This window comes from Halobellus sp. (genome assembly GCF_042218505.1).
In the GTDB taxonomy this organism is placed as follows: Archaea; Halobacteriota; Halobacteria; order Halobacteriales; family Haloferacaceae; genus Haloquadratum.
The window spans coordinates 1-8,662 of record NZ_JBDGQZ010000022.1 but is presented as its reverse complement, the minus strand read 5'-3'; the positions used below and the strand labels follow the sequence as shown (position 1 = coordinate 8,662).

The 8,662-nt window shown below is 64.4% G+C and carries 7 protein-coding genes and 2 pseudogenes; 4 read left to right on the top strand and 5 right to left on the bottom strand.

What is annotated here, in order from left to right; genetic code table 11:
* Positions 1 to 267 precede the first annotated feature (267 nt).
* On the top strand, positions 268 to 1,617 hold the full coding sequence (locus ABEI27_RS07365; protein WP_375798763.1) for a cytochrome P450: 1,350 nt from the start codon (positions 268 to 270) through the stop codon (positions 1,615 to 1,617).
* 145 nt (positions 1,618 to 1,762) lie between these two features.
* Here the strand turns inward: ABEI27_RS07365 and ABEI27_RS07360 are convergent, their stop codons facing one another.
* Together ABEI27_RS07360 and ABEI27_RS07355 are read right to left on the bottom strand one after the other, a co-directional pair.
* Entirely contained in the window at positions 1,763 to 2,716 is a 954-nt protein-coding gene (locus ABEI27_RS07360) for a DUF4350 domain-containing protein (protein ID WP_375798762.1), read from the bottom strand.
* Positions 2,709 to 3,689, bottom strand: coding sequence for a S49 family peptidase (locus tag ABEI27_RS07355; RefSeq protein WP_375798761.1), 981 nt, complete (start codon positions 3,687 to 3,689; stop codon positions 2,709 to 2,711). Before ABEI27_RS07355 ends, ABEI27_RS07360 begins: the two co-directional genes overlap by 8 nt.
* Positions 3,690 to 3,747: 58 nt before the next feature.
* Here ABEI27_RS07355 and ABEI27_RS07350 point away from each other — a divergent pair.
* Positions 3,748 to 3,856: pseudogene (locus ABEI27_RS07350) on the top strand (IS1595 family transposase); the annotation flags it as partial.
* Between the two features lie 409 nt (positions 3,857 to 4,265).
* On the opposite strand, the pseudogene ABEI27_RS07345 reads toward ABEI27_RS07350, so the two are convergent.
* Positions 4,266 to 4,662, bottom strand: a pseudogene (locus ABEI27_RS07345) (inorganic phosphate transporter); the annotation flags it as partial.
* Positions 4,663 to 5,117: 455 nt separating this feature from the next.
* Entirely contained in the window at positions 5,118 to 6,056 is a 939-nt protein-coding gene (gene ddh, locus ABEI27_RS07340; RefSeq protein WP_375798760.1) for a D-2-hydroxyacid dehydrogenase, read from the bottom strand.
* Positions 6,057 to 6,227: 171 nt separating this feature from the next.
* Between ddh and ABEI27_RS07335 the strand changes: the two genes are divergently transcribed.
* Together ABEI27_RS07335 and ABEI27_RS07330 are read left to right on the top strand one after the other, a co-directional pair.
* Entirely contained in the window at positions 6,228 to 6,773 is a 546-nt protein-coding gene (locus tag ABEI27_RS07335) for a DoxX family protein (RefSeq protein WP_375798759.1), read from the top strand.
* Between the two features lie 61 nt (positions 6,774 to 6,834).
* The gene (locus ABEI27_RS07330) at positions 6,835 to 7,860 is read left to right on the top strand and encodes a threonine aldolase family protein (RefSeq protein WP_375798758.1); all 1,026 of its coding nucleotides are present in this window, start codon (positions 6,835 to 6,837) and stop codon (positions 7,858 to 7,860) included.
* A 31-nt stretch (positions 7,861 to 7,891) separates the two neighbouring features.
* On the opposite strand, the gene ABEI27_RS07325 is transcribed toward ABEI27_RS07330, so the two are convergent.
* On the bottom strand, positions 7,892 to 8,662 hold a 771-nt coding region (locus ABEI27_RS07325), incomplete at its 5' end, for a cation diffusion facilitator family transporter (RefSeq protein WP_375798757.1).

Sequence of the window (8,662 nt, the reverse complement as noted above, 5' to 3'; positions counted from 1 at the left end):
ACTATCCTTCAGCCTTGTGGAGGCTGAGACGCGGGTTCGATTCTCGCACCCGGACCTTCGCCGCGAGGAACGAAGTGACGAGCGGGAAGTCCGTACGGAGAGAATCGACGCAGGGAGCAACCGAACGAACTGCGGGACCCGGATATCTCGGGATTCGACTCGTTGTGCCGACTGAGATGTACAGGGCGCGTAGAGGGGGGACACGCGGAACTGTCTGGAATGAGTGCGCCGCGAAACGCACAAGACCACATAGCCAATTGATACGGTATGAGTCAGAGACGACGCCCACCGAACCCACCCGAGGCCGGCGTTATCAACGCGCTGCGATTCACCCGGACACCACTGCGGTTTCTCGAAGGGATCCAGTCGCGGTACGGCGACATCGCGGAGGTGTCGTTGCCGGTCGGACCGTCGATCGTCGTGGTGACCGACCCGGCGCTGTGTCACGACGCGATGGACCGGATCGAGGACTTCGCACGCGTTCCGGCCAGCGGCGCGGCGGCGCTCATCTCCGAGAACGGGTTGGTCCAGACCGAAGGGTCGCTGTGGCGCGACCAGCGGGAGGCTATCACTCCGGGATTCGGGGCCGGACCCCTGGAGACGTACGTCGACGGGGTGGCCGACCGGGTCACGTCGCTGCGCGATGACTGGGATGCGGCCGTTGGCGCTGGCGAACCAGAGCGAGACCTCCACCGTGATATGACTGGCGTGACGGTACGGGCCGCAAGTCAGTCGTTGTTCGGCACCGATATCGGTGCCGACGGGGCGGCGGAGATGCACCAGATTATGCGGCAAGCCGCCACCGAGTTCGAGGTGTCGCCGACTGCGATTACCCCGGAGTGGTTCCCCGACCGGCCCTCTGAGGAAACCCAACAGATGGCTTCGCGGCTCCGGGATATCGGCGAGGAACTCATCACGGCGAAACGCGAGCACCGCGACACCGACGCCCCGCCACAGGATATGCTCGACTTTTTAATGCTGGCGGAAGCATCGGGCGATCGCGAGTATCCTGAGAACCATCTGCGGGACCAGGTGGTGTCGTTTATGATCGCCGGCCACGAGACGACAGCACTGGGGACCACCTACACACAGGCACTGCTCTCGTGGCATCCGGAGATCCGCGAGCGTGTCCGGGCGGAGGCCCGTGCGGTCATCGGCGACGATGAGTCGGGGTACGAACACGCTGCCGACCTCAGCTACACTGGGAAGGTGTTCACCGAGGCCCTCCGGCTGTACCCGCCGGCATGGGCAGTCTTCCGCCGCGCTGAGGGCGCACAGTCGCTCGGCGGGTACGCTATCGACGACGAGTCATTGGTGATTATGCCACAGTGGTCAGTCCACCGGGACGGCCGGTACTTCGAGAACCCAAGGGAGTTCGACCCATCGCGGTGGGACGACCGCGGGCCGAGCGACCGGGCGGCGTACTTCGCGTTCGCCAGTGGGCCGCACGCGTGTATCGGACGCGGATTCGCCGAAAAGGGCGCGCGGGTCGCCCTCGCGACCCTGGTCCGAGACTTCGATCTGGAGGTCCCTCGCGACCAACTCTCGAACTTGATGGTGACGCCGACGCTCCGACCGGGGGACGGCATCGAGGCCACGCTCTCGCGGGCCGAATGACCGGGTCGGCACCCCGGAGCCTCTGCGTCGCAGGATCATAGCCGGCGCTCCCGTGACGTGGGGACAGGGTCGCACGGGAGACAAACGAGACGACGCACCCAGTTGTTGGCACGTAGGGTCGGGAACGCTCCCGGAGTCGAGGCAGTTACCCGCCGAGGTTCCTCGAGTCCCCCGAGAGAAGGAACGAGAGGAGGTTGCTGGTGAAGACCTCGTTGTCGGCGTCGTAGAGTTCGGGCTGGGAGAGGAACGACCCGTCGGCGACGACGATCACGGAGTCGTTTCGGGCCACCACGGAGTATGTATCTGCGCGTCGGGTATCGATGGTTTTTGTTCCCTCAACGGTGGTGTAGAGCGCGTTGACGCCGTCGTCGCCGTTGGTTATGATGTGCCCGCTCCTGTCGAACGTGATCGTGTCGACGCCCTCGGTTATCGAGCCGCCACGGGCGGGCGTGGCGTAGATGCTTTTGAAATTGTTGTCGTTTTGATCGTCGTTCACGTTGTAGAGCACCTCGGAGCCGACGGTGATTCCGTAGTTCCCGGCCAGTTCCGTCGCGCCGAAGGAAACCTGCGAGAGGGTCGTGACCAACCCGCCGCCACTGACCTGCGCCCGGGTCGGCTCCCCAGCGATCACTGCGTGGCCGCCCGCGTCCACGTAGTTCTGGATGGTGTTGCGCTCCTCGTCGGGGTACGGACTATCTGGCTGGACGATCAACAGTCCGGAGGAGCCGCTGAGAGCGGCCTCGAGCGGTTCGTCGTTCGTGCCGTCGAGTATCGTGACCGAGTGGCCCGCCGCGAACAGCGCCTCGGTGATTGGGGCCAAGTCGGTCCGGGTCGTATCGCTCGATTGCCGGATGTCGATCACTATTCGGCTGTTGCTGTCAGCGCTGTCCACTGAGAGTTCGCCATCCTCCGGGTCAGGGTTGATATCGGTCGCCTCTGGCTGGTACTGGGGAGGCGATTGCCCGTCAATATTCACCCCGTCTGTTGGCGCGCTGGGCGCCGCCCCGATGACCGCCGAGGCGGCGAACGTGCCCAGTAAGATGATCGTCAGCGAGATGATCAGGACCGCGATGGGCTGGACGAGGTTTCGGTCACTCATTGGTCTTACCCCCTGTGGCCCCCACCTGGGCGGCCGTCTCGACTGGGACGCCCCACACCATATAGTATCGCACCGGTTTGACGAACGTCGTCCCCTCCACCTCAGTGCCGGTCCCATCGTCGGTCTCGGTGAGGTAGACGGTGGTCCCATCGACCTTGGTGACCGCGGCGGCCTGGATCGTCAAGCTAACTTGTAGCTGCTGTGTGGTGTATTCGACGTTGTACCGGTCACCCTCGATTCGATCAGACCGCTCGGCAGCGGCCTCAATTGCCGCCTCGATATCACCAATTCGGTCGGCGAACCCGTTCTCGACCGCCTCCGTACCGAGGTATGTTTTGCCGTTGGCGACCTCCTCGCGGGTCAGGGAGAGTTCGTCGCCGCGGTGGGTCATCACCGTTCCGACGAAGGCGCGCTGGAGGCGTTCTAAGTTCCTCCTGAACCGGTCCTGATCGATCTGTGCCTTGTCTGGGCCGGACCGCACGTACGTGCCGGTTTGCTGCTCGGCCTGTTCGAGCGCGCTCAGCGGCGCCTGGACGGTCACGCCGATGCTGCCGACGGTTGAACTGGGTTTGACGAAGATCGAATCCACCGGCGCGATGCCGTAGTAGCCGCCTGAGGCGGCTGCCCCTTCGACGTACGCGACCACTGGCAACTCGGCCGCAGTGCGGTTAACCGCAAGGTAGAGCTCCTCGCTGGAGGCGGCAGGGCCACCCGGACTGTCGACCTGGAGGACCACGGCGGCGACGGAGTCGTTGTTCCGCGCCTCCCGAAGGGTCTTGGAGACGGCGTTGACGTTGGCGTCGGTCGTCGGGCCACGGAGGGTGATGACCTCGACGGTCGGGGTCGGCCCGCCAGCGTTCGACCCCACCGACCACGCAATCGGGGCGGTGACCGCGGCGATGACGACGGCGACTGTGACGACCACGACATACGCGGCCCGAGTTTCTGAGATGGGCCATCTGCTGTCAGACATAGGGGTTAGTTTGACCACCGAGTCATAAGCTATTGGTCGAGTGAGGTCTCAGACGACCTGCAAAGAACGTCTCTGTCCCCGCTGCGGCGCAGACAACCTTCACGCACTCAGCGACTCCAATCATATCGAACTGCGGCCGCTGTGATTGGAAGATCACGTGCACGCGGAGAATGCGTCTATGCGTCAGACCCTTGCCGCGAGAAACGATGTGAGCGAGCACATCCGACCGGGGTTCGACTCTCGCACCCGGACCGCTCTGCGATGCGCGACGCTCGCGAGCGGTCGCTCGATGATCGGGACTCAGATCTCTGTCAGGGGTAGAACGGTCGTGAGCGTCGTCCGCAGTCGAACCGGAACCGCACCTGCACGCAAGTCAGACCAGTGCCACGAGCGTAGTGTATCCCGCGTAACTGATCGCCCCGCCGGCGAGTAGCGAGCTGATCCACGAGAGAGCGGTATAGCTGAGTTTGCGAGCGCTCACAGTGTCCGACCCCGCCGAACGCCAGAATCGGCACGAGCAGCGCCGACCCGGTGACTGACTCGACCAGCGGGAGCAGCGGCCGACGGCGAGTCCGACCTTGCCGCCGCCGGCTCACCGCCCGCTGCGAGGCCCTCACCGACGACGGCTCCCGAGACGGCGAAGGCTGTCGCAATGGGATACCCCGAGAAGATGACGGCAACCGATCAGAAGCGCCGCTGTCGTGAGGGCGATCGTCGCGGCGGCTGGTCCGAGGGCCATCTCATAGACGAGTTTCCTGCCAACCGTCTCTGTGACGTCAGCGCCCTGCAGGACAGCGCCGAGAAATCCCGGGACTCCGACGACGAACGTGGCGCGCATCGTCGATATCGGGTTGGCACCGGCTGCCGGAGCGAAAGGGGTCGATCCGGACGATCCCGCGCCGATCGTCCACGCACTGAAGAGACTTGCCGCGCTGGCCAAGACCAACAGCCCGAGTGTGCCAGTCGAAATCATATTGATCCGAGCGGGCAAGAGAACTCGGAGTGACTCTTGATCCGACTACACGGTCATCAGTGGACACGGTTGGGTGAAAATTTCGCTACACCGGGTGGCAAACAGCGCAGCGTTCACCACCGGTCCATCGTCCGGTCACGCGCTACGATGCAGTCGAATGCGTGAACGACCGAGTTCAGGACGACACTGTGAGGCGGTCGCGTCCGACGGCGTCAATCGGTGCTGGCGCGAGTCATATCGTTGTACTCGTTTTCCGCGTGTTCGGTGACGATCTCGGCTTCTCTGGGAGAGGCGTATACCTCCTCCCGGCAGGGATCGTCCGACGGGAATGCGAGCCCACCGGGTACGAGCACATTAACCACTGTGTCGCGACTGAAACCCCACATTCGGTTCCACCGAAACTGTGCCGTATCGACTCAAACATACTACAACACAAGGGCGTGGGAGGCGCCGCCTCACACGACCTGGTTCGCAAGCGACTCCCCGTGTTGCATCCGCTTGACGTTCTCCCTGACCAGCGCGGCCACGCGCTCGGCGTACTCGTCGGTGGCACCGGCGGCGTGCGGCGTGACGATGACGTGCTCCATCTCCCAGAGCGGCGAGTCGTCGGGAAGAGGTTCAGTCTCGAAGACGTCCAGTGCTGCCCCGGCCAGGCGCTCGTCGTCCAGTGCTCGGACGAGAGCATCCTGATCGACGACGCCGCCGCGGGCGACGTTGATCAGATACGCGTCGTCGCGCATCGCGTCGAGTTCGTCGCTGCCGATGAGCCCCTCCGTCCGCGAGGTAAGCGGCACCGTGAGGACGACGAACCGAGCGTCGGCGATGGCGTCGGTGAGCGAATCCGGCGTGTAGACGTTATGGACCGACGGCACCGGGGTCGGCGTCCGACGGACGCCTCGCACTTCCATTCCGATCGCGTCCGCGCGGAAGGTCACTCCCTGTCCGAGCGTCCCGAGGCCAACGACGCAGACGATTTCACCGGGGAGCGTGAACGTCTCGTCCCAGTCGGGATAGCGCCACTTGCGCTTCGACTCGTTGTCACGGTAACTGTGTAACCGTCGCGCGAACTGGAGCAGATAGCCGAGGACAGTGTCACCGATCGCGTCGCCGTGGACGCCCGAACTGTTCGAGAGCCGGATCTCTTGGCGCTCCAGCGCCTCGAACGGAAAGGCGTCAACGCCGGCGAGGATGCAGTGGATCCACTCGAGGTCGGCGGACAGAAACGCCTCCTCGAACGAGAACGTCACGAGCGCATCGAGGTCGCTGAGGTCGGATTCGTCTTCCAGAAGCAGGACCTCTGCGGCGAGTTCGTCGAGTTCGTCGCGAAGCAGGGACTGCGGAAAGACGACGTTGACCGACGAATGAATCCCGAGTTCCAAGTCGTCTCCTGACATAGGCGTCACCTCACGCCACCCATACAAAAAGACGGCGTGGGGGTCGATCCCGTCGTCGTCGCATCCGGGAATCGTGTGTGACACACTCTCTCTCCGTTTCCGGGGGTCTGAGAACTGCGTTCCGGTTATATCCGCACCGGGCGCGACAGTTCAATTGTACGGTGAAAGACTATGGTCACGACCCAAACCAAAGCGGCGACTGAAACGACCTTCGACGACATCCGCAACTTCGACCTGCAGGGCACGGTCGCCGGCTACTGGATCGCGATTCTCCGGGTCGTGACCGGGTACTGGCTCCTTCGCGCGGGCTTCACGAAGTTCGCCTTCGTGTCGGGCGAGCCCTTCGACGCGAGCGGCTACCTGCTGCACGGAACCACTGCCAGCCCGATCCACGGCTTCTTCGCCTGGGCGGCGGGGACCCCGTGGCTAATGGAGTTCACGAACGTCGCGATTCCGGCCGGCGAGTTCCTGATCGGTCTCGGGCTTATACTCGGCGCGCTCGTCAGACTGGCCTCGTTCTTCGGGGGCATACTGATGGTGTTCTTCTACCTGGGGAACGCCGACTGGGCGCACGGTCTAGTCAACGGTGACCTGATGGGCCTGCTGCTCTTCGTGACCGTCGCGATGCTCGGTGCGGGCCGAATCTTCGGCCTCGACGCCCACCTCGAGCGACTGGACGTCGCCAAGACCCGGATCGGGAAGTTCCTGCTCGGGTAGCCCACACAACCGCTTTCGATCGCATCCGCGACTTCTTTGTGCTCGCCCGTAACGTGGGCGTATGGCGATCGATCTCCGGAGCGATACGGTGACCCGTCCCTCCGCAGCGATGCGTGAGGCGGCGGCCGGCGCCGACGTCGGCGACGATGTCTACGGCGAGGACCCGGCCGTGAACGACCTCGAAGCTGCGGCCGCGGCGACCCTCGGATTCGAGGATGCGCTCTACGTACCGACAGGAACGATGGGTAATCAGATCGCCGCGCACGTCCACGGCGAGCGCGGCGACGAAGTCGTGCTCGATCGGGAGTCCCACATCTACCGGTGGGAACTCGGCGGCCTCGCACAGTTGTCGGGGCTCCAACCCCGCACAGTCGACGCTGCCGACGCAGTCCCATCACCCACGCAGTTCGAGTCGGCGTACGTCGCCGAGAGCCTCCATCGGCCGGGGACCGGACTCCTGACCCTCGAAAACACGCACAACGCCCGCGGTGGCGTCGCGGTCCCCGCAGCGTCGATCTCGGCCGTCGCGGACGCGGCCCACGACCGTGGCGTCCCTGTTCACCTCGACGGCGCGCGCCTGTTCAACGCGTGCGTCGCCCTCGACGTCGACCCCGAGCGCATGACCCGCGACGTCGACTCCGTCCTGTTCTGTCTCTCGAAGGGTCTCGGCGCTCCTGTCGGATCGATTCTCGTCGGCGACGCCGGCTTTATCGACGCCGCGAGACGGGTCCGAAAGTTGTTCGGTGGCGGGATGCGGCAGGCGGGGCTGATCGCTGCGCCCGGACGACTCGCACTGGAGAACGTCGAACGACTCGCGAAGGATCACGCGAACGCGGCCCGTCTCGCCGCTGGACTCGATGATATCGACGGCCTCCGAGTGCCGGAACCGGACACGAACATCGTTCAGGTGTACACTGACGACCGCGGCCTCGACGCGGAGGCGTTTGTCGCTGCCTGCGAGCGCGCCGGCGTCCGCGGCGGCGCACACGGCGATTACCTGACACGGTTCTGCACCCATCTGGACGTGGACGCAGACGATGTGGACGAGGCGATCGAACGGGTCGGCGAGGCAATCGAGGCGAACTGATCGGTGAGGTGGTCGAAGCGAAGCGGTCGGCTCAGATCTCAGGTTCGACGTACACGTGTTTGACCCGGTTGTCGGCCTCGATGAGGCGCGATTCGATGTCGCTGATCAGCCCGTCGATATCGCCAGCATCGGTCTCCGGGAGGAAGCTCACATCGGTGGTGACGAGTACGTCCTGCGGGCCGACGTACACCGTGCGGAACGTGTCGATGTGGACGACTTGCGGTGTGGCTTCGATCGCTGCTTTGAGTTCCGCCTCGACTTCCGCGGGGAGGCTCTCACCGAGGATCAGCCGCTTGTTCTCCCACGCCAGCGCGAGGGCGAACCCCATCAGCAGAAGCCCGATAATAAGCGCCGATATCGCGTCGTAGACCTCGTTGCCCGTCGCTTTCGAGAGCAAGATCCCGACGAGCGCGACTGCTGCGCCGAGCAGCGCGATTGCGTCTTCGGTGAAAGCCGTCAGCGTCGTCACGTCGCTCGTCTTTCGGAACGCGTCGCGGAGGCCATCCCACTCGTAGTGGTTGATCTGGCGTCTGAGTTCCTTGTTCGCCTTCGCGAACGCGTAGCTCTCGAAGCCGATCGCACCGAGAAGGACCACGACGCTGACGTACCACGAGGGGAACGTCGCCCCGGCGATCGAGACGGTCCCGGCCGATCCGTGACCGGCGTGGACGATGGCGTCGTAGCCGTGTTTGACGGACTCCCACCCCGCGATGCCGAACAGCAGGACGGCGACGAGAAAGGAGTAGAAGAACTGTGCCTTCCCGTAGCCGAAGGGGTGTTCGCGGCTCACTGCCTTGTTGCT

Excerpts from the sequence above, each read along its gene's own strand:
- ABEI27_RS07365 (WP_375798763.1), top strand. The coding sequence starts at position 268 with ATGAGTCAGAGACGACGCCCACCGAACCCACCCGAGGCCGGCGTTATC.
- ABEI27_RS07360 (WP_375798762.1), bottom strand. The coding sequence starts at position 2,716 with ATGAGTGACCGAAACCTCGTCCAGCCCATCGCGGTCCTGATCATCTCG.
- ABEI27_RS07355 (WP_375798761.1), bottom strand. The coding sequence starts at position 3,689 with ATGTCTGACAGCAGATGGCCCATCTCAGAAACTCGGGCCGCGTATGTC.
- ddh (WP_375798760.1), bottom strand. The coding sequence starts at position 6,056 with ATGTCAGGAGACGACTTGGAACTCGGGATTCATTCGTCGGTCAACGTC.
- ABEI27_RS07335 (WP_375798759.1), top strand. The coding sequence starts at position 6,228 with ATGGTCACGACCCAAACCAAAGCGGCGACTGAAACGACCTTCGACGAC.
- ABEI27_RS07330 (WP_375798758.1), top strand. The coding sequence starts at position 6,835 with ATGGCGATCGATCTCCGGAGCGATACGGTGACCCGTCCCTCCGCAGCG.